We start from the raw sequence: 26698 nt of genomic DNA, 5'->3' as shown, positions 1-26698 counted from the left end.
ATCGTGATCTTTATGGCTGGTAGACGGCCTGGCGCTGGTAGTGGCAGGTACGGGACCGGGCCTGATGGCGGCGTCGCCAGTCGGACCAGCGGAGCCGGTGTGCAGCTGTGTGGGTGGGCTGGGTGGCGAGTGTGGTGAACAGGTGCTGGATCTCGTTGCAGGTCAGTGGGATCAGGTCATCGGCGGCGGGTGCGTGAGTGCGTTCGTGGGCGGTGGCCGTGGCCAGGAAGGCGTGGGCGAGCATGGCGAGGGTGACCCAGCGGTGCCAGGACGTCCAGCGTCTGACCTGGTGCTCGTCCAGTGCGGCCAGACCCTTGCCAGACTGGAAGGTCTCTTCGACGGTCCATCTGCGTCCGGCCACCTTCACGAGGGTGGACAGCGGCACTCGGGTTGCCGAGTAGCAGCGGTAGAAGGCGAGTTTGCCCGTGCTGCGGTGCGGCTGACGAGCAGATGCCGGTGGCCGGACCCCTCGTCGGCGATGTCGGCCAGGGCCCAGTCGTAGGAGCGATGCCCCTTGGCTCCGGCGCCGGCGGAAGCTTCTGCCAGGCCCGTTTCGGGAGCCTCTTGACCAGGGTGTCGGCGCGGATTTTGGCCGCGCGGGTGGTGATCTGGTGGTCGCAGGCGAGGACGTAGCCGAGCTGCCGGTGCTCCAGCGCGGCCCGCAGGTGCGGGTTGCTCCCATAGACCTCGTCGCCGGCCACCCAGGACACGAGGACGTCGGCATCCAGGGCGCGGCCGATCATACGGGCGGCGAGTGCGGGTTTCGTGGCGAAGCGCACTCTCTCGGGTATCCCGGCGGCCTGGCAGCGGGCCGCGTCCCGGGTCCAGGAGCGCGGAACATACAATTCCCGGTCGATCGCCGCGTGACCGCGCGAGGTGGAGTAGGCGAGGTGGACGGCGACCTGGCTGTTCTCGATGCGTCCGGCGGTGCCGGTGTATTGACGCTAGACCCCGACTGTGGTGGTGCCCTTCTTGAGATCGCCGGTCTCATCGACGACCAACACCGCCTCGTCGTCCTGCAGATGTTCGATGACGAAGCCGCAGAGGTCGTCGCGGACCGCATCGGCATCCCTCCTGGCCCAGGTGGACAGCAGATGCCGCAAGCCATCCGGGATCGCGTTCCCGGCATGCTCGGCGAGCATCCAGCAGTTCTTGCGCGGCAGGTCCGACTACAGGCCAAGGACGAACTCCCTTGCCCGGCGCCGCGGTTCCACCCGCGCGAACCGCGGCGCGATGCGGCCCATCAGGGACTCGAACATGTCCTGCCAACGGGCAGGATCTAGTCTGTGACCTGCAGCCACTGACTGATCTTCTGTCTTCACACACTGATGATCACCGGTGGCCGTGCCGGTTCCCGGACCAGTCCATCAACACGATTATGATCTGCGGGCGAAGTGAGGGCCGGCCCAACCGGTGGCAGCCACTACCTCCCGCGCGATGTCAACGACAAGCCGTCCGTCCGTCGCCACTCGCACGGTCTCCGCGGGGGCCCGCTGGTCCAGGAGCCGCGCCTTGCGGACACTTCCTTCCAGCTCCTGCTCTAGCTCTGAGCCAAGTTCACGTCCCACCAGCCGCTCGCGGGCGGTGGCATCGGAGGCGGTGAGCAGGACTCGTATGATCCCCACTCCGGCCCCCATGGCACGCTCGAACATGCCCGCCGCCTCCGGCAACACACTCACGGTGTTCGTATAGATCAGGCGTCGGTAGCCGCGCTGGACGAAGTTCGCCCACACCGCAGTCAGATTGCTCTCGGTGATCTCCGCGCGGTGCGGGTCCCCCTCTGGAGCCGGATGCACCTGCCCCATGAAGTCACCATCGATGATCGCGTGAGCGACCGCCTCGGAGCGCAGCAGCGCCGAAACCTCCCACCCCACCGTCGTCTTGCCGACACCAGCTCGTCCTCCGATGAGCAGTACTTCTGCGTGATCCATGGGGGCAGCGTGCCAGCGGGTGACCGCCTCACGCGATCCGATATCGATCCGGTCGCCTGATCCCAGCCCCACCCACAAGATCACGATCTACGGCTGCAGTACTGGGGCGTGTCCGACGGGTCGGCACAGTCCCTGCCACTCTCCCGGCTACGCTCGCGCGGGAGCGCCCCGCGGCGAGTGGCTGCGGGGCGCCTTGTGGGGTTTAGTCGACCGCCTGGCCGTCGTATGTACCGCCCACGCAGGGGTTGCCCGGCAAGTCGATCCGGGGCTCTCCGCCGCCCTCCCTGCACTGAGAGGGGGTGACGTAGGACGGGGCGCCCTGTGCGGTGGCGGCGGTGGCGGCGCCTGTGAGGCCGAGTCCGGCGAGGGCTGCCGTGGCGATGACGGCGGCGAGGATTCGTTGAATGGGCATTTGGTTCCCCTTTCATGGATTGCCTCGATTGCGGCACTAGCCATCTTGATCTTCACCCATACGGGTGGCACATCATGTTGCGCCATTCGGGTGACATGGCTGTCGGGAGTGGGGCCGCTGACCCGGCCCGCCCAAGGCCTTCGCGGCCGACTGGGAAGGCGGGACGGACGGCGGAGCGATGGCAGCTCTGGCGGTGGGGACGGTCTGCATGACGCGACCCGTCAGACTCGCTCTGGTCAGCGTCGCCCGGACAGTCTTTGATCATCGCCTTGACCAACGTGAGTTTGGTGCTCCAGGAAGAGCGCCCAGACCAGGGAGTCAAGCAGGTCCGGGGAGTCCTCGGCTTCGCCCATGCCGACGAACGTGGTCATCTGCTCCTCCAGCTCCGCAAACACACGGGCACGGCCAACGTGGTTGATGCGCGTCTGCTCGTACAGCTGCGCAACCGGGGCAGCGCGGGCGCGCTTTCCCCTGGTGGCGTGTAAGACGCGCCACGGCACAGTCGGGTCTACCTGTTCCAGTAGAGCTGGCAGGTAGTCGCCTCCGTTGTTTGCCTCGATGACCGCGCAGTCGGCTTCGTACGGGTGGTAGAGCGCAGCGGCGCATCGCTGCGGTCGGTGTGTGGCGCTTCTGCTCGGCGTGCAGGACGTAGCCGCGGGGCCGATTGTCCCCGTACGTCGTGGCGGGCGGGATGCCGCGTCCCGCGACGGTGCAGGCGGTCAGGTCAGCGTTCTCGTGGCTCTTGGTGGCAGGGGCGACGGCAATCACGATCCGGTTGAGGTCGGGCATGTGCTGGCGGTCGACGCGGAAGCCTTCGACTTCGAGCATCCAGCCTTGCCACAAAGGGCGGCTTGGCGTGTGACACGGCCAGGGAAGAGCCCGCAACAACGGCCGCTGACCGTGGCCCTCGCCGCTCTGAGCGTTGTAGCCGCCCTGGGCGAGCCGCACATCGACACACTTCTCAACCGGTTCGGTCTCACCGCCGAGCACCTCCTCTTCAAGCATCTGACCGGTATCGTCGCCGCCGGCAGCGTCCTCGACTTCGTGGCCAACATGGCCGATCGCGGCACCGATCCGCACTCGCGCCGTATCCGCTACGGGCTTGGAGGCCTCACCGGACCGATCATGATCGCGGTATCGCCCTTCATTCCCCGCGGCCCCAGTGGCAGAGGCTTCGAGCTGACGAACACAGATCAGACCTCGGTATTCCTGTACTGGGTGTTCTGGCTCGGCTACATGGGCACGGCAGCGGTCCTGGCCACACGCCTCTGCTGTGAACAAGTCCGCGCGGCATCCCCGGGCCGCCAGCGTCTCGGCCTCGGCATTATCGGGACCGGCACAGCCATCGGCTACGGATACATTCTCAATAAGCCGACTTTCGTTGCGCTCGGATATCTCCCGTGGCTGCGTCTGCCCCTCTCCGGACCACGTACCGAGATGATCAACGACTTCCTGCTGTACACCTCACTGTTCCTGAGCGTGGTCGGCACCACTGTCCCGACTCAGCTGGCCAGTTCCATGGCCAGCCCCATCCCGAGACTCCAGGAACAGCGGGACCTTGAGCTCCTCAGACCTCTGTGGCTGGCGCTCACTCGTTCCCGCCCCGACGTCGTGCTACACGAAGTACCTAAGGGCAATACGCGACTCCAGCGGTACCGCTGTGTCATCGAGATCGACGACGCGGCGCTGGCTCTTCAGGAATACCGCCAGCCAGAGATCGAGAAAGCTGCACGCGCGGCCGGACGGAATGCGGGACTAAGTGCCGCCGAGGCGGACGCCTTTGCCGAAGCAGCCCAGCTGGAAGCCGCACGCAACGCCCAGGGCCAGCGCCACACGCCGTTGCTCCCCACCGAGTATTCCCCCGCAGACAGCAAGGACAGGCGGGGTCACTGAACCGACCGCCACATCAAACAGCACCAGCAGCGCACCATACCGCTCGTGGCGGCGATGGGGGGCATCAAGACGGAGGAGGCGTTCGCCAAGAACTGGGCACAGCTCGTTGAACTGCCGGCCGTCACGCGACCCAAGCCCCTTGTCTGGACCCCCGAACGCGTCGCCCACTGGAAGAAGACGGGCGAGAGGCCGGGCCCTGTCATGGTGTGGACCCCCGAGCAGACCGGCCAGTTCCTCGACTCCGTCAAGGGCGACCGGTTGTACTCCCTGTGGCACACATTCGTCTTCGGCGAGATGTGCGCCTTGCCCTGGCCCGAAGTCAGTCTCGACGCCCTCTGGCTGCATACCTCGGCGCAGATAGTCGAAGTCGCCTACCGCCAGTACGGCGAGGCGCCCAAGGCCGAAAGCGTGCGCACCAACTGGCTGAGCCTGGACCACGGCGAAGTCCTGAGCCGATGGCAAGACCAGGAAACGAAGGAACTCAACGAGTGGGCCGGGGTGGAAGCCCGAGTCGAGTCGGACCGGGTGTGGACGCACGAGAACGGTGAGCCGCTGCACCCCGACTGGGTCTCACGACGTTTCAAGCGCCTGGTGGAACTGTCCGGCCTGCCACCTGTCCGCCTCCACGACCTCCGGCACATCTCCGCAACGCTGGCGCTGCTAGGCAAAGCGGATATCAAGGTCGTCCAAGAGCGTCTGGGTCGCTCCTCCCGGCAGATCACCTCGGACACCTACACCAGCGTGCTGCCCGAAATGATACGAACCGAAGCCGAGTCCACGCTGTCCGTCGTACCCCGCGAGGTGGCGTACGACGTGCACCAGAAGCGGGAGATCTCCCCCAATGCGTTCCGGAGCAAGGTCGCCGTCCTCTTCGCCCACGGCGCCCGCTACACCGGAAGCACGTGGGTGGTCGGAGCGCAGACGGGGCCAAGAGCCCCCTCCTCGGAGAGATTCACACCGTCGGCAGGGGCCAAGAGCACGCGGCCGACGCCGCTCTCAAATGGATCCGGGACCACTGCGCCAGTCAGGCTTTGGAGATACTTCGGGTCGAGGACCTGAACGACCAGTACCCGGAAGACCAGCGACCGCACTTCGCTCTGCTCCGCTTCTTCATCACCAGGCCAGAGAGACCGGATGTCTCTCAATGGGGTGCGCCCGCCTCGCCCAGCCCTCGCTCCGGGGGCTCGCGGAGCCGTGCCGACCGACGTTGTTAACAACGTCCCCGGAAGGCCGCATGACCGCCAACGGGCCCCTCTGGGCGGCTGTTCGACCGTTCGGGCCCCTGTAGGGCCACTTGATCTTGATCTGGACGAGTGAACGGGTGCCGCCGCCTCGGCGGGGCGGCCTCCGTTCCTCAGGTTCCGCAGGTAGAAACGGTTCTGCCCGCGTAGCGCGGAGTGGGGCGGGTGGGACTCGAACCCACGGCCGACGGATTATGAGTCCTTCGAGGATTGTCCGCGATCTTCCCGATCCTGCCTCACGATTCCCGTTTCCACAGGTCAGCGCCGCCTTACTGCACTGGCCAGGCCGATCGCTTCCTGATCTTTCCCGGCCCTTCCGGCCACTTGCGGGCCACCTCGGACCCAGGATTGACCTCTGAGCAACGCCCCCCATCAGCAACAACGGATCTCTCCGGTGCAAGGGCGCAGGCTACTGCTCCACGCGGCGCCTGTCCCGACAATCACCAGCAGCGGAGTGTCCTTCCAACGCACAGAGACTCCGCCCACGCCGGCCACCCAACGCGAACGCCGCATATCTGGGGCGTCGGCGTGGCACCCGGACTGTGGCCAGCCTTGGCATCGGTCCTGGCCCGCCCCGGTGAGATCTGCGGCGGCATCGTACTTCGATCCAGCCGAGTGCTGCCGTTCGGGCACCTGCCCACCCTCACCCCAGGTGAGCACGTGGTCATGGCCCTGGTTGGCACCGGACCGACCAACGACGAGATCGCCGAACACCTCTGCATGACCCCCTTCACCGTCGGGCATCGCCCGCATCTGCCTCTCATAGCGTTTGGGGGAGGCTCTCCATTCGGGCCGAGTTCGAAGGCCGGGTGAAATGGCGGGCGGCGGCTGGGACAAGAACCACCAGGGTGGCCGGTAGCGCGTAGGCGAGACGGAAGTGGCCGGTGGAGCCGAGCAGTCCGCTCAGGGCACCGCCGGTGACGACGCCGACGTAGTTGAAGAGGTTCAGGCGTGCCAGGACCGCCTCCGAGGCCGTGGGACTCAGCCGAGCGGCGGAAGCCAGACACAGCGGGGCCAGGACGGACGCCCCCAGGCCCACCGCCCCGGCCGCGAGAACGGCGAACGGCCAGCTCGGCGCAGCTGCCAGAGCTGCCAGGGCGCCCGCGGCCAGCAGGGCCGCGGTGCGGACGACGGCGACCGCGCCGAGCTTCTGTACGAGCCGATCGGCAGCGGCTCGGCCGATGACCGTGCCGGCCTGGTAGGCCGCGTACGCCAGCGGCGCGACCGCGAGGGAGGCGGTGAGAGTCTGCCGGAGATAGACAGCCGACCAGGCCGAAACGGTGGATTCAACCACGTAGACGACCAGGAGAACCAGGCCGAACGGAATGAGCCGGACCCACAGACGGCGCCCGAGCGACGGCTGCGCGACGGCGTCCGAGGGCGGCACAGGGGCGGGGAGGGCGTGAGTGTGCATACAGGAGACGAGCAGCAGGACGATGCCTGCTTGCAGTGTCAGGTCGCCGGCCACGGGCCACTCCAACCGGGCCGCCCCGGCGGTGAGCAGTGCCGCGAGCACACCGCCCACGCTCCATGCCGTGTAGAAGGAGCCGAAAACACTGCGGCCGTAGGCGCGTTCGATCTCAGCCGCCCGAGTGTTGACGCCGACGTCGAGGGCACCGACAGCGAGTCCGAAGAGGGCATACGCGCAGATGACGGCGGCCTGGCCAGGAGCCCAGCCGATCAGCACCAGCGCGGCAGCCGCCGCGAGCATGGCCCCGCGCGTCGTGGCGACGGGACCGGCTCGGCGGATCGCGGCCAGCCCCAGGAAGCTGCCGCCCCCTGCCGTCAGGGCCACCGCGACCATCAACGCGGTCGTCAGGAGCGGAGCCAGTCCCAGGCGCTCGGTGACGGCGGGAACGGTCGTGTACACGGCTGCGACGGAGGCGCCCTGCGCGGCGAACGCGATGGTGGCGACCCTTCGGGCGCCGACCTTTGAGACCGGGCGCCCGTACCCAGCCCGGGATGATGCATTAAAGGACATGATGCTGTCGCGCCTTCGTTTCCTGTGTGCGTGGGGACGGCCGGCGAGTCGATGCGGGCAGATTGCGGAAACCGTAGCCAGGGGCGGAACGCGAGCGCAGGACGCCAGGGGCCGTACAGGGGACTTCGGAGGCCAGCGACGCGACCGGTGCTGCCCGGCCGCTTACAGTGGTCGCCCAGGAGAAGGTGAGTGCGATGTCCCTTGCCCCCGACCCCGCGAACACTCCGGGGACCAGCCGCAGCACATCGGCGACGATCCAACCGAACATCCTCAGCTATCTCGTCACGGTCGCCGACGAGCGCGGCAACGATCTGCGACCCCTGCTTGAGCAGGTCGGGCTGGACGAGACGGTCATGCGCTCCGCCGCACTGAGGGTGTCGTACCGGCAGGGCAGCGCGGTGATACGTCGTGCGCTGGAGCTCACCGGGGACGAGCACCTGGGGCTGAAGGTCGGAGCGGCACAGCACCTGACCGCCTGGGGCCTGCTCGGCTTCGCCCTGATGGCCGACGACACTCTGCGGCACGCTATCGAGACGGGAGTGAAATACCAGAACCTGTCCGGGGCGATGGTGGTGTGGTCGGCCGGCATCGGCGAGGAGGACGGAGCCTTCGTGCTGCACGCCGAGCTCCCCGATCCGGCCACGGACCCGGCGGTCGCCGTCTTCCTGATCGAGGAGGGACTCGCCTCCGTGGTCACCCTGTCCCGGCTGGCCGTCGGCTCGGCCTTCGCGCCCAGAGTGGTGGAATTCGCCTTTCCTCCACCGCGCCGAAGCGAGCCGTACGGTGCCGTGTTCGGCTGCCCGGTCCGCTTCGGCGCCCCGGCCAACCGCATGGTCATCGACCCGGCCTGGGCCCGTGCCCGGATGCCCGGCCGGGATCCGGTGACCTACGCGTCGACTCTGGAGCTGCTCGACGCGCAGCTGGCCTCACGCCGCGACCAGCAGGATCTGCTGGAGGTTCTGGAGATCTCCGTCGCCCAGAGCCTCCCGGCGATCCCCTCGTTCGCCGAGCAGGCACGGCGACACGCGACGAGCGAGCGGACGCTCCGCCGCCGGCTGGCCGACTGCGACACGACGTACGAGGCTCTCGTCGAGGGAGTACGCCGGGAACGCGTCGAACAGCTGCTGCTCCGCCCGGAACTGACGCTGCGCGACATCGCCCGCCGGGCGGGATTCTCCGACGAACGCGCGCTGCGCCGCGCGGTACGCCGCTGGCACGGCACCTCCCCCGTCCACCTGCGCGAGCGGATGCGTGCAGACCGCTTCTGAGGCCGCGGTCAGCGGGTGCGAATCCAGACCGTCTTCTCCCGGGTCCACTGTTCGAAGGCGTTGGTGGACTTCTCCACGCCACCGAATCCGGACTGCTTCCAGCCGCCGAAGGGGGTGGTGATGTCGCCCTCGCTGTAGGCGTTCACGGAGATCACACCGGCCTCGATGCCGCGTGCCAGCCGGCATGCGCTGTCGAGGTCGCGGGTCCATACGGACGCGGCGAGCCCGTACTCGGTGGCGTTGGCCATACGTACCGCCTGGTCCTCCGTGGTGAAGGTCTGGACGGTGACGACCGGGCCGAACAACTCCTTGGTGAGGACGTCGCTGCCGGCGGGGACGCGGGTGATCACCGTGGGCGGGTAGTAGGCGCCGCGCGAAGGCAGACCGTGGGGCAGTCCCCCGGTGTGGATCTGGGCGCCGCCGACCCGGGCGGCCTCCACGGCTGCCACGACCCGGTCGAAGGCAGCGCGGTTGACGAGCGGCCCCAGCTGCGTGCGCGGGTCGGCCGGATCGCCGATCACGAGTCGCCGCGCCGCCGCCATGAACCGGTCCAGGACCTCACCGGCGATGCTCTCGTGGACCAGCACGCGAGAGCCGGCGGTGCAGTTCTGCCCCATCGTCAGGAACGCGGCCTCGACCATGTCGCCGATGAGCTCGTCCCCGTAGGCGAGCGCGTCGGCCATCAGCACCTGGGGACTCTTGCCGCCCATCTCCAGTGAGACGCGCTTGAAGTTGCTGTCGGCCGCGTCCTTGAGGATGCGGCGGCCGGTCGCGGTAGACCCGGTGAAGGAGAGCGCCCCCACGAGGGGGTCACGGGCGAGGGCCGCCCCGGCTTCGAAACCGTACCCGGGCAGCACGGTGAGTACCCCGTCCGGCAGACCGGCCTCGGCGGCGAGCCTGGCCAGGTGCAGGGCCGAGCGCGGAGTCGCCTCGGCGGGCTTGACCAACAGGCAGTTGCCGGCGGCCAAGGCGGGCCCGACCTTCCACGCGGTCATGGCCAGCGGGTAGTTCCACGGCAGGACCGCCGCCACCACCCCGACCGGCTCGCGGCTCATGAGCCCCAGGCCGTCGGGCCCGCTCGGCGCGACCCGGCCGAAGACCTTGTCGGCCGCCTCGGCGAACCAGCGGATCGACTCGATCGCGCCCGGTACGTCGCCCGTACGGCACTCGGTGATCGGCTTGCCCGCGTCCTCGCTGTCCAGCCGGGCCAGGATCTCGGCGTCGCGTTCCATCAGGTCGGCCATCCGCAGCAATACCGCAGCGCGTTCCCGGACACGCAGCCGCGACCACACCCCGGCGTCGAAGACCTGCCGGGCCCGCTCGGCGGCCTTGACGACGTCGTCGGCGCTCGCGGCGGGCAGAGTGGTGATCGGCTCCCCGGTGGCGGGGTTGACGACTTGCAGCGTCTCGTACGTGGTCATGCTTTCTCCACCAACTCCCAGCGTCCGTCGGTCCGGCGGGCCAGTCCGCGTTGCCTGAGTTCCTCGAGATAGCGGGCCATGCCGCGGTCTCCGCGCCTGCGGAACAGCGGGAGGATCCTGGGAAGCAGGTTCGGTACGAGCATCGCGAGCCGCACGAGGCGGGACTCGCCGGGCCGCGGGTACGCCTCCAGGCGGGGCTTGTCGAGCAGGCTCACCACGGCCGCGACAACGTCGGCGGGCTGCTGGGGCCGGTCCTGGAACTGCATGGAATTGCCGCCATCCACGGCCTCCTGACGCAGCATCCGGGTGTCGGTAGCCGACGGAAGCACCGACCCGGCCAGAATCCCCTTACTCCGCAGGTCGAGGCCGATCGCGAGCATCGCGCCGCGCAGCCCGAACTTCGAAGCCGTGTAGATCGGGGTCTCGCCCAGCGGGAAGATCCCGCCGAGGGAGACGGTGGTGACCACCCGGGCATCCCGGGAGGCCTTCAGCAAGGGAATCGCGATCCTGGTCGCGACCAGCGGGGAGGTCAGGTTGAGGGTGATCTCCCGCTCGATGCTTTCGACGCTGCGCAGGTCGAAACGTTCCGCGCTGGTCATGCCCACGTTGTTGACGAGCACGTCGAGGCGGCCGTAGGAGTCGGCGACCAGCTCGAACAGCCGCTCCACCTGGACGCGGTCCATCAGGTCGCAGCCAACGCCCCTGTGCCCGGCGCCCGGAAGCTCCGCGGCGACCTTCCCGGCACGGATCTCGTCGATGTCGACGACCACGCAGCGGGCACCGCCTTCGGCGAAGCGGCGGCACAGGGCACTGCCGATGCCGCCCGCACCGCCGGTCACCAGCATGACCTTGTCGGAGAAGTCGAACCCGCTCACGCCGCCGCCTCCGCGCGCCGCAGGGACCGTACCGGCGGCGGCTGGCCCTCGGTGCGCCAGCCCATCCCGCCCGCGACTTTGCCCAGGTACTTCACAAAAGCCCCGCTGTCGACATAGCCGGTGTGGCGGGGCGAGTCGACGAACTTGATGCCGCCGGACAGGTCCGGACGGTCGGCGCGGATCATGCGGGCGAACCGCTCCGCGTTCGGCAGCCGGTGCCGGGCGTCGTGGAGGTACCCGGCGATCAGCTGTGCCTGGGTGTCGAAGAGCTGGTACGCGCCGGAGTTGGTCTCGACGAAGCCGATGCCGAACAGGCCCTGGTGCTCGCGGGAGAACGACGACAGGTACAGGTCCGGGTGCTGCTCGTCGCCGAAGTACTTCTGTGCGACCGGCACTTTGTGGACGTAGCCCGTAGCCAGCAGGATGAGATCGAAGTCGTCGCTCGTGCCGTCGGTGAAGTGCACGGTTCTGCCAGCCGTGCGGGCGATCCCGGGCCTGGCGGTGATGTCGCCGTGCTGGAGATGGTGAATCAGCATCGAGTTGATGGCCGGGTGGGTCTCGAACAGCTTGTGGTCCGGCTTCTGCAGGCCGAGGCGAGTCGGATCACCGTTGATGATCCGCAGGAGGGCACCGAAGACCCGCTGCTCCAGCCACATCGGCAGCTTCGGGCCGCCGGCGGCGATCGTGTCCACGGGTCGGCCGAACAGGTGCTTGGGGATGAACCAGTAACCACGCCGCATGCTGATCACCGCGTGGTCCGCGGCCCGGGCCGCATCGCACGCGATGTCGCACCCGGAGTTCCCCGCCCCCACGACCAGGACCCGCTTGCCCCGCAGCTCCTCCGCGCTGCGATAGCCGGCGGTGTGCCGGATCTCTCCGCTGAACTCCCCTGGCAGTTCGGGGATGTTGGGGTGCCACTGCGAGCCCGTACACACCACGACCTGCCCGTGCACGCTTTCCCGGCCGTCGGACCGGGTGACCGTCCAGGTGCCGTCCGCGTTCTTCTCGACACTTTCTGCCTCGACGCCGAACTCGATGCGCTCCGTCAGCCCGTACGCGTCGGCGAAGGACGTCAGATACGACAGGATCTGCCGGTGCGGCGGGTAGTCCGCGAAGTGGTCGGGCATCGGGAAACCGCCGAACCCCGACAGGGTCCTGCTGGAGATGAAGTGGGCCGATTCGTACATCGGGCTGCCGGGATTGTCGATGTCCCAGATACCGCCGGGGCCTGTGTTCCGCTCAAGGTGCGTGTACGGCAGATTCCGCTCCGCCAGAGCCCTGGCGACCGCCAGCCCGGCAGGTCCCGCCCCGATCACACACGTCTCCAACTGGCTTTCCTTCACGGGCCTGCCTCCTCGTTCATCCCGCTTCACGGGGCGGGTCTTGGAGGAAAACGTATTCACCCGCCGTTCATCGTGAACTGACCCGCACGGCCAGGGACCGGACCTCAGCGGCCACGCCGCCACGACATCCGTATCGACGTCCGACTTGTTCGAGCGACTTATTCATAGGACTAAGTCGATATAATGCGGTCGTGGCTCACGTTCCCGCGGCCGAGCGCCGCCCTCAGCTGATCAAAGCGGCCATCGCCTTCATGGCGAGGGAAGGAGTCACGGCCGGAAGCACTCGCGCCATCGCCGCCGAGCTGGGGGTGGCCCAGGCCACGGTGCACTACATCTTCGGCACAAAGGAAGGGCTGTACCGCGCCGTGATGGAGCAGCTCACGCAGGATCTGATCGCACAGGTCGAGCGAGCCGCGCCGACCGATGCCGGATTCGAGCAGACGGTCGGCGCCCTGGCCGCCGCTCTGTGGCACACGGTGCGTGAGCAGCCCGCCAGCCATCAGCTCCTCACGGAACTGTCCCACTTCGCGCTCCGCACGCCCGCCCTGAACGAGGCCCTTGAGAGTCACTACCGAAGGGTGACCGAGGTGACGGCGCGACTGGTGAGCGAGGCAGCCGAGCGCACCGGGCAGCCTCTCGCCCAGCCGGCGGAAACGATTGCGCGTTTCTTCCTCGCCGGATTCGACGGGCTCACGATGCAACATCTCGCACTCCCCGACGAAGAGGCCGAGCACACCTGCCTCCAAGCCTTCGTGTCCGCCGTGGTGGCCATGGCCGGCGGTCGACTGGAGCTGGTGTCCGTACCGGCGAACTGACAACGGGGGCGCACGCCCAGCTGCCGTACTACTCCACTACCAGGACACCTGCCCCCGCCGTACGCAGACGTCAAGAAGTTGTTGATCATCGACAGCATCGCCGGGGCGCGGCGAACCGCGTGACGTTACGGCGGCCCACGTAGAACTACCCGCCGGTCCCGGTCGCTTGACCGTCGCCGAGGTCATAGTCGAGCAGGCCCGCCCACCCGGTCGAGGCTCTTCAGGACGGTCACGGACCTGACTCCCGCGACGAGCTTTCGCGCCGTGGAGAGCCCGGCCGACCCGGCGCCGATCACGACCACCCCGCCCGCTCCACCCCAGCACCCGTTCGCGGCTTACACACCGTGCGTACCGGCCCTGGTCACCCACTGTCTCGCAGCGGACTTGCGGCGAGAGCGCTCGAGGCTACTGTCGATCGACTCGGTCACCCGACTTGAGCAAGTGATAAAGTCTGGTCATCGATCGAGGCTGCCGTCGGCATCGGCCCGTCACGTGGCCGGAGTCCGGCCTGCGCCCCTTCCGTTTTCCCCCGCCCAAGTCCTGCGCTCGGGTCGTGCGGGATCCCCACCGTCCTAGGGAGTTCGAATGGCCGTCCTGCTCCACCGGCTGGGCCGCAGCGCCTACCACCGCCGAAAGCTGGTCCTGGGCATATGGCTCTTCGTCCTGGCCGCACTCATCGCATGCGTCAGCATCTTCAGCGGCAAGCTCGACGACCGCTTCTCGGTGCCCGGCACTGAGTCACAGCGTGCGCTGGACAGCCTGAGCAAGACCCTCCCGGAAGCCTCGGGCGCGAGCGCCCAGATCGTCTTCACCGCCCCCAGGGGCCACCGGGTCACCGAGGCCCCGTACTCCGCGGTCATCGCTCGCACCGTGGCGGAGGCCAAGAAGGCTCCCCAGGTCGGTGAGGTCGTCGACCCCAGCGCCTCCGGTGCCGTCTCGGCCGACCGGACCACGGCGATCCTCCAGGTCCAGTACCCGGAGCAGAACGCGCAGGTCCGCACCTCGTCCGTCGACGTGATCGAGAACGCGGCGAAAGCGGCCGAGCAGGACGGGCTGAAGACCTCGGTCGGCGGTTCCGTCTACAGCAGCAAAGGCGTCCACGTCGGCCCGTCGGAGATCATCGGCATCGCCGTGGCCCTGCTCGTCCTCGTCGTCACGTTCGGTTCGCTGCTGGCCGCCGGCATGGCACTGCTGCCCGCGCTGATCGGTGTGGCAGTCGGTCTGACCGGGCTGCTCGCTCTCGCGCCCGCAGTCAGCATCTCCTCGACGGCCGTCACGCTCGCCCTCATGCTGGGTCTGGCCGTCGGCATCGACTACGTCCTGTTCATCCTCTCGCGCCACCGGCAGCAACTGGCCCGCGGAACGGAGCCGAAGGAGTCCATGGCGCTGGCCACCGGCACGGCCGGAAGCGCCGTGGTCTTCGCCGGCACCACCGTGATCATCGCGCTCGCCGCGCTGAGCGTCATCGGTATCCCGTTCCTGACCACGATGGGGCTCGGGGCTGCCGGGGCCGTACTCATCGCCGTACTGGCCGCGATCACCCTCGTCCCCGCCATCGCGGGATTCGCCGGCTCCCGGCTCACCCCCAAGCACGGCAGCCGCGCTGCGAAGCGGGCCGCCGACACCGAGGGGGGCACCGGTCACACCGCCTTGGGCGCCCGCTGGACGAAGTGGGTCATCGCCAAGCCGCTGCTGACGGTGCTCGCCGTGGCGGGCATTCTGGTGACCCTCACTCTGCCCGCCACGGACCTGCGTCTGGCCCTGCCCGACAACGGCTCCGCCCCGCACGCCTCCACCGAACGCAGGGCCTACGACACGATCAGCGACAAGTTCGGTGCCGGCTTCAACGGCCCGCTCCTCGTCCTGACCGAGACCAAGAACGGTACGAGTGCGGCGAGTTCACAGGCCGGCGCCGAAGTGGCCCAGAAGCTGCGGACCCTCAAGGACGTCCAGGCCGTCCTGCCGCCCCGGCCCACCAGCGACCCGGCGCAGAACGTCATCACCGTCCTCCCCACGTCCGGCCCGGACAGCGTCCGCACCGGCCAACTCGTCCGCGACATCCGCGAGACGGGTGCCGACATCCGTGAGACCACCGGAGCCACCGTCGCGGTCACCGGCACCACCGCGGTCAACATCGACGTCTCCAACCGGCTCAGCGACTCCCTCCTCCCCTTCGCCGCCATCGTCGTCGGCCTCAGCCTGATCCTGTTGATGATCGTGTTCCGCTCGCTGGTCATCCCCGTCAAAGCCGCCGTCGGCTTCCTGCTCTCGGTGGGCGCCTCGCTCGGGCTGGTCGTCGCCGTCTTCCAGTGGGGTTGGCTGGCCGACGTACTCGGTGTGCCTCACAGCGGCCCCGTCGTCAGCTTCCTGCCGATCATCCTGATCGGCGTACTCTTCGGACTGGCCATGGACTACGAGGTGTTCCTCGTGTCGGGGATGCGCGAGGAATGGGCCCGCACCGGCCGGGCCCGCCAGTCGGTCGTCGACGGCGCGCGACACAACGTGCGAGTCGTCACCGCGGCAGCACTGATCATGTTGACCGTCTTCGCCGGGTTCTTCCCCCTGGACGACTCCCTGATCAAACCCATCGCGTTCGCCCTGGCCGTCGGCGTGGCCATCGACGCCTTCGCCGTCCGCATGACGCTCGTACCCGCGGTGCTCGCCCTGGCCGGGCGGGGCGCCTCGTGGCTGCCGGCCTGGCTGGACAGGATCCTGCCCGACCTCGACGTCGAAGGGACCAGCCTCCAGAAGGCTCCGGCGACGGACCAGAAGGAACCCCATCCCGTCGCCTGAGCCGTTGAGTCCATCGGGTGGGCTGCCGGCGCCGGCCCCGTCGCGAGCCCACGCAGCCGAGCGGCGCCACAGCCGACCGAATCGGCCGTTTCCTTGGCTTCTTAGGACCCGCGCCAGACTGACTCCTCGCAGATCTACAAGCCCCGACGGCCGCCACACGAAACGCCCTGAGCTACACGCAGACGAACCTGGCGTCAAACTCGAGAGCAGCGGATTCTTTCCGCTGAGCGAAAGTTGACGCCCCAACACCTCACAAGGAACGTTCCAGCAAGTCAGAGACCTGCACAGGTGGGGCGGGTGGGACTCGAACCCACGGCCGACGGATTATGAGTCCGCCGCTCTCCTCTACGACGAGATTCGCTTCCTCAACGCTCCCCCTGCCACCGACATGCGGCGGGCTGCACCAGGACCAAGTATGCCCTCGTCACACCACCCACTGGGCCTTGCCGACCATGCCGGCGCGTCACTCCTCGTCGCGCAGCCGGGCCGCCAAGGAGGTCAGCGGCTCGGCCTCCTCGGTGTGGGCCAGGGCGGTCAGGAGGGAGATCGCCGCGTCGAGGCGGGTGAGGGCGGGGGCGGGGCGTTCCAGATAAAGGCCCTCCACGGCGCCCGCGAGGCGGACGCACTCGGCCCACTCGCCGGCGCGTTCGTCCTCCCGTCCCGGCTCGCCGAGCAGGGCGAGGGCCTTCTCCAGGGCGGCCAGGGCGTCCTCGTACTCGCCGGCGTAGGCGTTGACCCGCCCGTGTTCGTAGGCCAGGGCGGTGTCCAAGGAGCGGCCGTGGGCCTCGTATTCGGCGGCTCGCGCCTCGTCGGCGACCCGGCCGGCGTCGGTGAGGAAGTTGAGAGCGTCGGCCAGACCGTCGGGGCCCTGCTGCTGGGCCTGAAGGCGGGCGAGTTCGCGCAGGCAGTTGCTGAGGTGCTCGTAGCGCGGTGCCCGGGCGTGGGCGGCGAGTGCCTGGTCGGCGGCTTCGCGGGCCCGACCGAACTCGCCGGACTCGCCGAGGAGTACGGCGGTCTCCGCGGCGATCATGGCGTGGCTCCCCGGGTCGTCGTCCCAGCCGGCCGACTCGGCCGCGACGGTGACGAACTCCGCCGTGGCGGCCTTGAGGTCATCCCCCGCGTGCAGCGCGCGGGCGCGGATGAGGCGCAGCTGAGCGACGAGCCGGTCGTCCACCTCTCCGGCGGTGACATCGGGTTCGGCCAACAGCGAGTCGAGCAGGGCGATGCAGTCCTCGACACGGCCCAGGTCGAGGCCGAGCTGGGCGGCGTTGCTGTAGGTGCAGAACGCTTCCGTCCGGCTGCCGCGGCGAAGTTCCACGTCCGCGGAGCGCGTCAGGTGCCGCAGTGCCTCGTCGCGGCGGCCCAGGTGCATGCAGGCTTCGGCAAGATCACCGTGGAGGCGGGAGGTGTCGATCGTGTCGGCCGGCCAGTCGGCGGCCAGTCGCAAGGCCTCGGTGAGGTCCGCGTGCGCGGCCTGCGCGTCCCGGAGGCCGAGATGGAGCCGGCCGCGCAGTCCGAGTGTGCGGGGCAGGTGCCAGGCGGGGCCCTGCACCTTCAGCCGGTCGAGGAGGGCGTCGATCTCGGTGACCGCGGCGGGCAGGTCGCCGGAAATGGCGTAGGTGCTGGCCCGCAGCAGTAGGGCGCCGGAGAGCTGCCCGACGAGGCCGTGCCGGGTGGCGAAGGCGTGCAGGACGTCCGTCTCGGCGAGGACCGGAGCGACGTGCTCGTCGTTCCTCGAGGTCTGCAGGCGCAGACCGAACGCGGTGGCCCTCAGCCGCAGCAGTCGGGCCTCCTGGAACGGGGCGAGGCCTGGCGTCTCCTCGTGCAGTCGGACCATGGACGCATGGGCGGCGGTCAGCGCGGCGGCCTTCGCCTCGGCTGCGTCGGCGCCCTCCGCTGGAATCCCGGCGGTGGCGAGCAGGGCGCAGGCTCGGGAGAGCGCCGCGTGACCCGACTCTCCGGCGTCGTCGTACAGGGCCGCGGCCTCCTCGTGGAGGGCCGCGGCGTCGGCGAACTCGTCCTTCTCCCCCGCCCGGTTCGCCTCTTCGGCCAGCAGGTCCGCGCGCAGCTGTACGAGCGGCCCCACGGCCGGATCGTCGGGGTGGGCGTAGTCCCGGGCGGCCACGAGCGCGCGCAGCCGCGCCCAGGAGGCATGTGCGTCCGGGTGCCCCTGCTCGTCCAAAGCCCTTGCTTGAAGGATCAGTTCGGACAAGGAGTCGGGCAGGGCGGAGGTCGTGCGGGCGGTGGGCTCGACCACGGGGGCCACTTCGTCGAGGCCGCGGGTGCGCAGGGTCAGTTCCAGCGTCTCCAGGAGCGGGGCACGGTCGAGGCGGCGCCAGCGGCGGTCGGTGTGGGCCGTGGTTCCGTTGCGGGCGTCGAAGCGGGCGGCGAGGTCGTCGGCGCGGCCGCGCACCTCGGCACGCAGGCCGGCCACCGTCCAGGTGCGGCCCGCGTACCCGGCGGTGGGCAGTTCGCCGTGGCCGAGGAGCTCGACGCGCTGGAGGAGGACCTCCACGCCGGTGAGGAAGCCGAGCAGGTCCAGCGGCGAGTCGACCTCGTCGAACAGGTTCCGGTTCTCGGCGAGCAGTTCCAGGCCGCGTGCCTCGTTGCCGGTCAGCGCGCAGAACTCCAGGTGCCGGCCGACCTCTTGGGACATCGAGGGGTTGCGGCGGCAGCTGCGGTAGCCGACGAGGTGCAGTTCGCGGGCCCGGTCGGTGCTGCCGGTACGCAGCAGGGGCAACAGCGCGTACGAGACGGAGCGGGCCGGCTCCTCCTGGCAGGACTCCTTTCCAGCCAGGACGGACTCCCAGGTGCGCAACGCCCGCTCGTCGTCGCCCGCCGTGACGTAGTACAGAGCGCGCTCGCAGATCTCGCAGGCCTCGCAGTCGCTGAGCCTGGTGCGGGTGCGGCCCGCCCACAGCTCGTAGGCGAGGGTGGTGTCCTCGCCGACGTGGGCGGCGAGCTGGTACGCCTGTCCGTAGTAGGGCTGGAGCCCGAGGTCGGCCTTCTCGTAGCGGTCGCGCATCTCCGTCAGCCACTGGCGCAGGCTGGTCACAGGTATCTCGGGCAGCTGGCGCAGAGCGTTGGCCACCCACTTGAACCGCCAGAACAACATGTGGCGCAGGCGCTCGTCGAAGACGTCGGGCTGCTCGTCGAAGAGGGTGAGCAAGCGTGCGAAGACGACGGGCGACTTCCGGGGTTCGGAGCCGTAGGTGTAGGCCTCCTGGAGTTCGAGGAGCGCGTGGACGAGTGGGACGGGCTCCGCGAACTGCTCAGCGGCGTCGACGAGTTCCTCGGCGGTAACGGTGCGGGTGCGGCCGTAGGGGCGCCGGTCGTTCTCCTGCAGCGCCTGGAACAGCTCGTCTGTGTTCTGGGGATGGGGTGCGGTCGGCATCGTCAGCTGTCCTTGCGGAGGGCGTGGGCGAGAAGGTCGAGGAAGGAGCGGTTGATGAGGCTCGACTCGGCGGGCCTCAGCGGGCGCCGGGAGAGCATCGCGGCCTGCCCGTAGAGGGCTTCGGCGCTGGTGCGGGCCAGCTCGGGCTCGTCGATGGCGACGGCGGTGCGGACCAGCGGGTTGAGCTGGTTGAGGATCAGCTGGGCGCGCGGTGCCTCTTGGCGCAGGGCACCGAGGATGTCGCCCCACACGCCACCTTCCTGTTCTCGGGCGAGCTGGGAGCGGGTGCGTTCGTGTCGGGCCTCGCGGCTGTCCATCAGGAGGGCGGGTGCGGAGGCGGGCTGGAAGGTGCGCAGCGCTACGTCGCAGTCGAAGACGGCGAGGGCGTCCCGGGCCAGGGCGAGGTAGGCCGCGGCGGCCAGTTCCGTCTCCCGGTCGACGGGGTCGAGGTGGGCGGTGAGGGTCGCCGGGTCGAGGTCGGCGACGCTGACCTCGGGCCTGATCTCGGGCAGCCGGTGTACCAGTTCACGGTCGTAGGTGTAACCGCCGTTGACGACGCCGAGACCGGCGGCCGAGGCGATGGCCGCGACCTGCCGGAACTCCTCCACGCTGGACGTCACGAGCACGGTGCGGTGGGTGCGCGCGAACTCGTCGAGGGTGCTGTGCCCGTCGGTGGTCTCGAACGGCAGCCAGGGCAGCAGCATCCGCAGGATCTCGTCGTCGTGCACCGCGAGCGACTTCACGGCCAGGTGGTGGGCCTGGAGGAAACGCGCGAGCAGGTCGGGGTCGCTGGCGGCGGCGCGGGCGATCCACGCGCGCAGCCGCTCGGCGAGGGCGTCGCGGACGGCGGCGAGCGTGTCGTCCTCGTACAGGGACTCGCGGGACGCCGTCGGGCGCAGGCTCTCGGCGTCGACGACGCAGCGGACGAAGAAGGCCCACTCAGGCAGGATCTCCTCGGCCTGTTCGGACAGCAGCATGCCCTTGACGTGCACGCGGTGGCCGTGACGGCGCCCGGCCGGCACCGCCTCGGGCAGCACACAGGCGATGCCCTTCAGGCCCACGGCCGGCAGGTCCAGCTCGATGGTGTCCAGCGGCGTGAACCCGAAGACCTCCGCGCCGTACGCGGCCAGCGCGCGGGAGCGGGCTCCCGGCGTGGGGTACGTGCGTGCCCAAGGCGCGGGCTCGGGGTTGACGGGCGCGCCCGGGCCGCCTGTGCCGTCATCGAAGGTGACCGGGTGGCGCAGCAGGGACCCGAAGTGTCGTGCCAGCGTGTGCACTTGGGCCGGGCGGGTCCACTCGCCCGCGTCGGCGCGCGGCGTCAGCGTGACGGTCGTACCGGGCCGGGGGCGGGCGGAGGCGGGCAGGGTGCGGACGGTGTAGCTGCCGTCTCCGCGCCCTCGCCACTCCACGGCGGGCGCTTCGGGCGTCGCGGCGGACCGGCTCAGGACGTGGATCTCGTCCGCGACCAGGAAGCAGGAGAGCAGGCCGATGCCGAACTGTCCGATGAAGTCGGCGCGTTGCTCGGCGATCTTCTCCGCACGCTTGCTGCTGCGGCCGATCGTGGCGAGGAAGGTGTGCACGTCGCCCTCGGTGAGACCGACGCCGTCGTCCTCGACACGTACGACGGATCCGTCGGCGTACAGGCGGATGCCGAACGCGTCGGCGGGTGCGGCAGGTTCGAGACGGCGCCGGGCGGTCAGCGCGTCCACCGCGTTCTGCATCAGTTCACGCAGGTAGACGCGGGGGCTGGAGTAGAGGTGATGGGAGAGGAGGTCGACGAGGCCGCGCAGATCCACCTGGAAGGTGCGGTCGGCGCCGGCCGGGCTCAAAGGGATGTCGGGCAGTGTCATCGGGCAGTCCGGTGTGAGGTGAGCGACGAGCGGCGGTGGGGTGGCTGTATCAGGCGTTGCGCCGGGCGCGGGCGTACATTTTTTCCGGCTGCGCCATGTACTTCCAGGGCCATGGTGTGAAGGCGCCTTGGAGCTGCTCGAAGACGCGGGGCAACGCGCTGTGCGAGGAGGCCAGTGACATCGCCATGGCGAAGGTGTTGAAGTCCTCCTGCCAGCCCGGGAAACGCTCGTAGGCGGGGTGGAGGATGCTGTGCTCGGCTGCTTCCAGCAACTCGTCCTGGATCTCGGGGGTTTCGAGGCAGTTCTTGTTGTCCGACTCCACCCAGTTCTCGATGTGGGCCATGGCGATCACACAGCCGAGACGGTGTCCCTCGGGCGCGCCGGCGAACACCTCACGGGCGAACGCGAGGGCCTGGCCCGGCTCGCCGCTCCAGCGGGGCTGAAGGTACGACACCCACTCGATGCGGGTCTCCAGGTCCAGCGGGTCGCGGCGCAGGGCGGCGTCGCGCCGGGTCTCGTTGACGGCGGGGCCCAGCGACATGCCCCGGCCGGAGGTCAGCAGGCGGCGCCACGGCGTGATCCACTCGGGCCGCAACTCGGCGGCCTCCAGCAGCTGTTCCTCGGCAATGTGGAGCCGCTGGTGGAAGATCCGCCACTGTTCCTGCGTGACGTTCACGGCCCGGTCGGCGGTACGCGCCTCCCAGCCCCAGCTGATATGGCGCGCCCCGGATATCAGCAGGGCGGTCGCCCGGTGCTCCTTGTCCTCCTCGGCGGCACGGCCGATCCAGTCCTGCACCCCGTCCAAATCGGCGAGCTGACCCAGCACCTGGTGGTCGCGCCCGAGGTCGAAGGGGCCCAGCGCAGCCTTGACCGCCTCCCACTCACCCGAGTCGGCCGCCTCGACCAGCGCGAGCACCCGCGTGTCCCCGAGCGCGCGCAGCGTGTACATCCCGTTCTTCTGCCTGCGCGGGACGGGAAGGGCGTGCGGATCCGCCGCCGGTCTCTCCGCGCTCCTTCCGAACAGCTTGCCCAACATAGCCGCGCCCTCCCCTGGTCCCGCGTGATCGTCCGGTGCAGCATAAACGGCACCACTGACACCGCATCCACAGGGTTTTCACCAGTGCTCCACGGTACCCGGCCCCGCCCTCTCGCCCCTCCCGCTCCGCGCCGACACCTCTACAACTCCGGCTTGTGATCGAGCTGTTTGTGGGCTCCGACGGCGCAGTTCGTGGATGGGCGGACCATCGACGACACGGTGCCGGGTACGCCTGCACTCGAAGCCGGGCGCCGCGGGCCGGGCGGCGGCGCGAAGCCAGAAACCGCGCGGCGGCGGACGTCGGCATTCCCGTGACCAGGGAATCCGAGGGCGGATCCAAGATCCGGACCAATACCGGGCCAAGACGCTGTGCAGAGCCTCGAGCACAGGCTTCCGCCCAGGTCATCGGGCATCATGCTCGTGTACCGTCGGCAGCAGGGCTGATGCGTTCTCAGGTTTCGAGATCGAGCAGTTGGAGTGCGTGGTCGGATCGTGACCGGTAGTGGTCGGTGGCGGCGGTGATGTTCGTCCAGGAACTGCTCAACCACGCTCGGCGTAGCCGAGTTCAACTTCCGCGAGCCCAACGCCGGGACGATCTGGACATCGATGGAGCTGCTCACATGCCCCGCTGTCGAGTACTCCGTCATCTCGAGGCACGATCAACTTTCGGTAGGGAGCTGGGAACCAGCAGGGCTGGGTGGCTCCGCAGCCCAGAGGTCAGCAACGCCGGGACGCGACGGCGACCGATGCTGACTGTTTGCTGACCTTGGCTCAAAAAATCATGTCCCTGACCTGCACATATGACCAAACGTCAGATGTTCTTCAAGAACCTTACGACGGCGGACAGTTCGCCTCGAACCCCGCACTCGTACGGGATGAATCTTCTGCGCTCGCGGACAAGTCGGTCCGCATCCGCTGACACGTGCGCAGCAAGGGGTACACAACCGGGCCTTCCTTCGCCGCTCCCAGCAGGCCGACCAGTGTCGGAAGCGCCGAATCCTGTGACCGGGAAACCCAGCGTCGGAAGTCTCAGGGTGTGGTTTCGGCACTTGCCGGCGCGGGCCGATGCTCAGCTCAGGCGGGCTTGCAGGAGGCAGAATTCGTTGCCTTCGGGGTCCACGAGGCAGTGCCAGGGCTCCTCGCCGGTCTGGCCGATGTCGGCCGGGCGCGCCCCGAGCTTCAGGAGGCGTTCGAGTTCGGCGTCCTGATTCCGGTCGGTGGCGTTGACGTCGATGTGCAGCGGCAGCTTGCCCGCCTTGGGCTCGGTGGTGGGGCTGAAGACCAGAGTCGGCTGCAATCCGCCGAACCCTTCCCGTGGTCCGATCTCCACCGCGCCGTCGTCGATGTCGATGTCGAGCACGATGAAGCCCAACACCTCGCACCAGAAAGCCGCCAGCCGTTGCGGGTCCCGGCAATCGATCACCAGCTCGGAAATGCGACAAGCCATAACCGGGACCCTACAAGGCATCAACCCCACACAGCCACTCCTTAAACAGCCCAGGGCCGCAAGGCAATGGGCACCCGGGAGCGGCGGGCCTGCCAAGTCCGCGCCCGGCTTTCAATGCCGCCGGACTCTGCCCAGTTGGTCGTGGGAACCAACAGGACACGCGGTTCCAGATCAAGCCGGGTGGTAGGGGCTGGTCGGGTGGGCTGAGGCGGAACCCGCGACCCCTTTCTGCCGTATGCGCCGTCCTAGCTCTCCAGCCCGCGTACTTGAACGCCGCCGCTCCTCACCCGAGGTGATGTTCGCGCTGATCGCGGACTTCTTCGACGCTGGAGAAGCTACGCCCAGCCACTGCCCCGATGGGAACGAATCACGGGACGACCCGCAGCAGCGCCGGCGATCTGTATGTCGTGGTCGGAGCGGGCTTGACCTTGACGCTGGGTCAACCCTCCATCCTTCCGGCAGAGCTTCCGCGCAGTCGCCCGGAACAGCTCCACAAAGGAGGCAGATGCCCATGACGGCCGAATCGATCGCCGGTCCGGCGATTCGCGTGCAGGGTCTCGAGAAGTCGTACGGAAAGCTCGAAGTGCTGCGCGGCGTGGACTTCGACGTGGCGCGGGGCACCATCTTCGCCCTGCTCGGCTCCAACGGGTCGGGCAAGACCACGACCGTGAGGATCCTCGCCACGCTCCTCAAGGCCGACGCGGGGACGGCGAGCGTAAATGGCTTCGACGTCGCCACGCATCCGGCGAACGCGCGGGAGTCCATCAGCCTCACCGGGCAGTTCGCGGCCGTCGACGAGATCCTCAGCGGTCGGGAGAACCTCGTACTCGTCGCCAAGCTGCGCCACCTCAAGGACCCAGCCGCGATCGCGGATGACCTGCTCCATCGTTTCTCGCTGACCGAGGCGGGCGCGCGCAGAGTGTCGACGTATTCGGGTGGGATGCGCCGCCGGCTGGACATCGCGATGAGCCTCATCGGGAATTCGCCGGTGATCTTCCTGGACGAGCCGACAGCCGGGCTCGACCCCGAGGCGCGCATCGAGGTGTGGGATGCGGTCAAGGAGCTCGCCGGCAATGGAACGACGGTGCTGCTCACCACGCAGTACCTGGACGAGGCCGAGCAGTTGGCCGACCGGATCGCGATCCTCCACCAGGGTCGGATCATCGTGAACGGCACCCTCACCGAGCTCAAGCAGCTCTTCCCGCCCACCACGGTCGAGTACGTCGAGAAGCAGCCGACCCTGGAGGAGATCTTCCTCGCGATCACCGGCGGCGACGACAAGAGCGACGCCACCGGCACGAACAACTAGGGGACAAGGATGACCACGTACTTCTTCGGCGACACTGCTGTTCTCACGGGGCGGACCCTGCGCCATGTCACACGCAGCATGGACACCATCATCACGACCGTCATCACGCCGGTCGCCATGATGCTGATGTTCGTCTACGTGTTCGGCGGGGCGATCGACACCGGCTCGGTTTCGTACGTGAACTACATGCTGCCCGGCATCCTGCTCATCACTATCGCGTCGGGCATCTCCTACACCGCGTACCGGCTGTTCACCGACATGAAGAGCGGGATCTTCGAGCGATTCCAGTCCATGCCGATCGCACGGTCAGGTGTGCTGTGGGCACATGTCTTCACCTCTCTGGTCGCCAACCTGATCTCGCTCGTGATCGTCGTGGGTGTCGCTCTGCTCATGGGCTTCCGTTCAGGGGCAGGAATACTGGCATGGCTCGCGGTCGCCGCCATCCTGCTCCTGTTCACCCTGGCGCTGACCTGGATCGCCGTGATCCCCGGGCTCTCCGCGACGTCGGTCGAGGGCGCGGGCGCGTTCGCCTACCCGCTCATCTTCTTGCCGTTCATCAGCTCGGCGTTCGTGCCCACGGAGACCATGCCTGGCCCGGTGCGCTGGTTCGCCGAACATCAGCCGGTGACGTCGATCGTCAACACGATCCGCGACCTGTTCGCCCGGCAGCCGGTCGGCGACGACATCTGGATCGCGCTCGCGTGGTGCGTCGGCATCCTCGTCGTGGCGTACGTCTTCGCGATGATCGCCTATCGCCGGAAGATCGCCTGAGGCAGGCTGAGACCCATGCTCACCATCAGCCAGCTTGCGGCGTATTCCGGGGTGACGGTGCGGGCGGTACGCCATTACCACCAGATCGGGCTGCTGCCGGAGCCCGAACGCGACCGATCCGGGTACCGGACCTACGACTCCGCCGCGGTCGTACGACTGATCCGGATCCACACCCTGGCAGATGCCGGCGTGCCGCTGGCCAGGGTGCAGGAACTCCTCGACGCCGACCCGGAGGCGTTCTCCGATGGCGTCCACGAGATCGACAAGGACCTGCGTGCCGAGATCCGGCGGCTGCAGGGCACGCGCAGACGGCTCGCCCGGCTCGCCGCCGGAGAGCACCTGGCGCTTCCCCAGAGCGTCGTGGACTACCTCGACCGGCTGCGCGGTCTCGGTGTCGAGGAGCGGTACATCGAGCTGGAGCGGGATGCCTGGATCATGATCGCCGCCCAGGTGCCGCACCTGATCGACGCCGTGATCGCCAAGAAGCACGAGCAGCTGGACGACCCCGACATGGTGAGGCTCTACAGCTTTCTCAGGGGGGCGCTCGACTGGCCGGCCGACGATCCGCGGGTCGTCGAGGTCGCCGACATCCTGGAGCGCCTGAGGATTCGGGCTGTGGAGGCCGGCGAGGTGGGTGCCGACGGCTTCGACGACCGGTTCGTCGACCTGCTGGACTCAACCATGGTCGAGTCCTCACCGGGCGCCGAGCGGGTGTTGGCGATCCTGGAGGAGCGGGGCTGGAGGGGCTGGACCCGTATCGAACGAGTGCCTGCCGACAGGCTCAACACTGAGCTGCCGCCGTCTTGAAGGCAGTTCAGGAGCCTGGTGTGACGCCGGTCGGGCGTGATTGTGCTCTCCGGGGCGGCAGTCTGCCGCGCAGATCTCCTGGCAGGACGCTTCCGGGGCTTTCCGCTCGAC

At 68.8% G+C, this 26698-nt stretch carries 20 protein-coding genes and 1 pseudogene; 8 read left to right on the top strand and 13 right to left on the bottom strand.

The features are described from left to right. Window positions 1-10: 10 nt before the first annotated feature. From FNV62_RS50695 to FNV62_RS58270, 4 genes and pseudogenes are all read right to left on the bottom strand, one after another. Window positions 11-1244 (bottom strand): annotated as a pseudogene (locus tag FNV62_RS50695) (IS701 family transposase). 132 nt (window positions 1245-1376) lie between these two features. Further along, window positions 1377-1931 carry a hypothetical protein gene (locus FNV62_RS50690; RefSeq protein ID WP_143630141.1) on the bottom strand — a complete coding sequence of 185 codons (555 nt, stop codon included), beginning with the start codon at window positions 1929-1931 and terminating at the stop codon, window positions 1377-1379. Window positions 1932-2133: 202 nt separating this feature from the next. Further along, entirely contained in the window at window positions 2134-2343 is a 210-nt protein-coding gene (locus FNV62_RS50685; RefSeq protein ID WP_143630138.1) for a hypothetical protein, read from the bottom strand. Between the two features lie 236 nt (window positions 2344-2579). Then, on the bottom strand, window positions 2580-2903 hold the full coding sequence (locus FNV62_RS58270) for a hypothetical protein (protein ID WP_399223766.1): 324 nt from the start codon (window positions 2901-2903) through the stop codon (window positions 2580-2582). A gap of 61 nt (window positions 2904-2964) precedes the next feature. Between FNV62_RS58270 and FNV62_RS50675 the strand changes: the two genes are divergently transcribed. Both FNV62_RS50675 and FNV62_RS50670 read left to right on the top strand, forming a co-directional pair. Continuing rightward, complete coding sequence (locus FNV62_RS50675) at window positions 2965-4236, top strand: MAB_1171c family putative transporter (protein ID WP_144316262.1); 1272 nt, start codon at window positions 2965-2967, stop codon at window positions 4234-4236. A gap of 54 nt (window positions 4237-4290) precedes the next feature. Continuing rightward, window positions 4291-5295, top strand: a complete 1005-nt coding sequence (locus FNV62_RS50670) for a tyrosine-type recombinase/integrase (protein ID WP_225900940.1) — start codon at window positions 4291-4293, stop codon at window positions 5293-5295. Between the two features lie 942 nt (window positions 5296-6237). Here the strand turns inward: FNV62_RS50670 and FNV62_RS50665 are convergent. Further along, window positions 6238-7458: an MFS transporter gene (locus tag FNV62_RS50665; protein ID WP_143630132.1), complete on the bottom strand. Its 1221-nt coding sequence runs from the start codon at window positions 7456-7458 to the stop codon at window positions 6238-6240. Window positions 7459-7652: 194 nt separating this feature from the next. On the opposite strand from FNV62_RS50665, the gene FNV62_RS50660 reads away from it, so the two are divergent. Further along, on the top strand, window positions 7653-8726 hold the full coding sequence (locus FNV62_RS50660) for an AraC family transcriptional regulator (protein WP_143630130.1): 1074 nt from the start codon (window positions 7653-7655) through the stop codon (window positions 8724-8726). Between the two features lie 8 nt (window positions 8727-8734). On the opposite strand, the gene FNV62_RS50655 is transcribed toward FNV62_RS50660, so the two are convergent. The 3 genes from FNV62_RS50655 to FNV62_RS50645 are packed head-to-tail and all read right to left on the bottom strand — an operon-like array spanning window position 8735 to window position 12365. Continuing rightward, window positions 8735-10147, bottom strand: a complete 1413-nt coding sequence (locus tag FNV62_RS50655; RefSeq protein WP_143630128.1) for an aldehyde dehydrogenase family protein — start codon at window positions 10145-10147, stop codon at window positions 8735-8737. Beyond that, window positions 10144-11022, bottom strand: a complete 879-nt coding sequence (locus FNV62_RS50650; protein ID WP_082417668.1) for an SDR family NAD(P)-dependent oxidoreductase — start codon at window positions 11020-11022, stop codon at window positions 10144-10146. The genes FNV62_RS50655 and FNV62_RS50650 overlap by 4 nt, the downstream gene beginning before the upstream one ends. Further along, complete coding sequence (locus FNV62_RS50645) at window positions 11019-12365, bottom strand: flavin-containing monooxygenase (protein ID WP_186003185.1); 1347 nt, start codon at window positions 12363-12365, stop codon at window positions 11019-11021. The genes FNV62_RS50650 and FNV62_RS50645 overlap by 4 nt, the downstream gene beginning before the upstream one ends. Before the next feature lie 191 nt (window positions 12366-12556). On the opposite strand from FNV62_RS50645, the gene FNV62_RS50640 reads away from it, so the two are divergent. Next, window positions 12557-13180, top strand: a complete 624-nt coding sequence (locus FNV62_RS50640) for a TetR/AcrR family transcriptional regulator (RefSeq protein WP_143610723.1) — start codon at window positions 12557-12559, stop codon at window positions 13178-13180. Between the two features lie 182 nt (window positions 13181-13362). Here FNV62_RS50640 and FNV62_RS50635 read toward each other — a convergent pair whose 3' ends face one another. Continuing rightward, on the bottom strand, window positions 13363-13476 hold the full coding sequence (locus FNV62_RS50635) for an NAD(P)-binding protein (RefSeq protein WP_225900939.1): 114 nt from the start codon (window positions 13474-13476) through the stop codon (window positions 13363-13365). Between the two features lie 289 nt (window positions 13477-13765). On the opposite strand from FNV62_RS50635, the gene FNV62_RS50630 reads away from it, so the two are divergent. Continuing rightward, window positions 13766-15973: an MMPL family transporter gene (locus tag FNV62_RS50630; RefSeq protein WP_144316261.1), complete on the top strand. Its 2208-nt coding sequence runs from the start codon at window positions 13766-13768 to the stop codon at window positions 15971-15973. Window positions 15974-16436: 463 nt separating this feature from the next. On the opposite strand, the gene FNV62_RS50625 is transcribed toward FNV62_RS50630, so the two are convergent. The 4 genes from FNV62_RS50625 to FNV62_RS50610 all read right to left on the bottom strand — a co-directional run bounded on the left by FNV62_RS50625 (window position 16437) and on the right by FNV62_RS50610 (window position 23700). After that, window positions 16437-19367, bottom strand: a complete 2931-nt coding sequence (locus tag FNV62_RS50625; RefSeq protein WP_144316260.1) for a hypothetical protein — start codon at window positions 19365-19367, stop codon at window positions 16437-16439. Window positions 19368-19369: 2 nt separating this feature from the next. Continuing rightward, window positions 19370-21217 (bottom strand): HSP90 family protein, encoded by a 1848-nt coding sequence (locus tag FNV62_RS50620; RefSeq protein ID WP_143604664.1) that lies wholly within the window; start codon window positions 21215-21217, stop codon window positions 19370-19372. 49 nt (window positions 21218-21266) lie between these two features. Further along, window positions 21267-22253, bottom strand: coding sequence for a hypothetical protein (locus tag FNV62_RS50615; protein ID WP_143604663.1), 987 nt, complete (start codon window positions 22251-22253; stop codon window positions 21267-21269). Window positions 22254-23322: 1069 nt separating this feature from the next. Continuing rightward, a complete protein-coding gene (locus FNV62_RS50610; RefSeq protein WP_143605840.1) occupies window positions 23323-23700 on the bottom strand; it encodes a VOC family protein in 378 nt (125 codons plus the stop codon). A gap of 511 nt (window positions 23701-24211) precedes the next feature. Between FNV62_RS50610 and FNV62_RS50605 the strand changes: the two genes are divergently transcribed. Genes FNV62_RS50605 through FNV62_RS50595 form a run of 3 tightly spaced genes read left to right on the top strand, consistent with a single transcriptional unit; the run spans window position 24212 to window position 26587 of the window. Beyond that, window positions 24212-25009: an ABC transporter ATP-binding protein gene (locus FNV62_RS50605; RefSeq protein ID WP_143604662.1), complete on the top strand. Its 798-nt coding sequence runs from the start codon at window positions 24212-24214 to the stop codon at window positions 25007-25009. Window positions 25010-25018: 9 nt separating this feature from the next. Beyond that, a complete protein-coding gene (locus tag FNV62_RS50600; RefSeq protein ID WP_143604661.1) occupies window positions 25019-25780 on the top strand; it encodes an ABC transporter permease in 762 nt (253 codons plus the stop codon). A gap of 15 nt (window positions 25781-25795) precedes the next feature. Beyond that, entirely contained in the window at window positions 25796-26587 is a 792-nt protein-coding gene (locus FNV62_RS50595) for a MerR family transcriptional regulator (protein ID WP_143604660.1), read from the top strand. Window positions 26588-26698 lie beyond the last annotated feature (111 nt).

The organism is Streptomyces sp. RLB3-17 (assembly GCF_007113425.2).
Lineage (GTDB): Bacteria > Actinomycetota > Actinomycetes > Streptomycetales > Streptomycetaceae > Streptomyces > Streptomyces mirabilis_D.
This window is presented reverse-complemented; position numbering and strand designations above follow the sequence as displayed.